Below are 770 nucleotides of genomic sequence, written 5' to 3'. Positions count from 1 at the left end.
CCATCTCGTTATACAGAAGTGTCATAGCCGTCGCGCAAGATCTGGATGGTGATCACAGCATCCATGACTCGCTGCATGCCAATCCACAGGGTCTTCGCGCCCGGTTCGCCGTCGCTCTTGCGCCCGAGAAATCCGCCCAGTGAGCCGACCATCCGTATCATCTGATTGAGCGTCGGCGGCTTTTTTGGACGCGCTTTCTTACAGAGCACATGGGCGCCGTGTATCTCGTCAGCCGCAAAGAACAGCGACGCGTCCAACTCCGGACAGGTTCTGCCCACACGCATGAGCCGCGCGATACGCCACGACACGACCATATACAGCACGAGCGCCTTTTCCACCCGCTCCATCTGTGAGAGTTGCAGTGCCTCGACCCTGCAGGCGTTCTTCAGGACGTTGAAGAACATTTCTATTTCCCACCTCGCACGGTACCAGTCAACGAGTTCGATAAGGCCATGCGCATCATCCGCTTCGCGGTTGGTCACAAGACGCCAGATAACGGGCTTCACACCCGCTGGCGCATCCAATTCATACGCCTCGACGCAGGTGAGCTTGACACCGGCACGCCCGGGCAGCGTGACGCGCTGGCTACGCAGTTCCTGCCTCACTTCACGCGCCTGCTGTCCGCTGCGCCCGGGCAGCACGAAACTGATGTGGCCGAGTACTTTACTGGCGTGCACCGTCTCCCACAAACTTGCTTCGCCCTTGAGCGCGCGATTGTGTTGCGAGCGCATCAGCCAGTCCGCCGGTTGACCCAGTTCCTGCGCACGCAC

General features: G+C 60.0%; 1 protein-coding gene. It reads right to left on the bottom strand.

Annotated elements, in window-relative coordinates; all coding sequences use genetic code 11:
• Nucleotides 1-8 precede the first annotated feature (8 nt).
• A partial coding sequence (locus tag ACSQ83_RS35910) for an IS4 family transposase (protein ID WP_436231378.1) occupies nucleotides 9-770 on the bottom strand: 762 nt, incomplete at its 5' end.

It is taken from the genome of Caballeronia sp. LjRoot29 (assembly GCF_964252755.1).
Lineage (GTDB): Bacteria > Pseudomonadota > Gammaproteobacteria > Burkholderiales > Burkholderiaceae > Caballeronia.
Note: the sequence above shows the minus strand (reverse complement) of the source record. Positions and strands in the feature narration are given on the sequence as shown.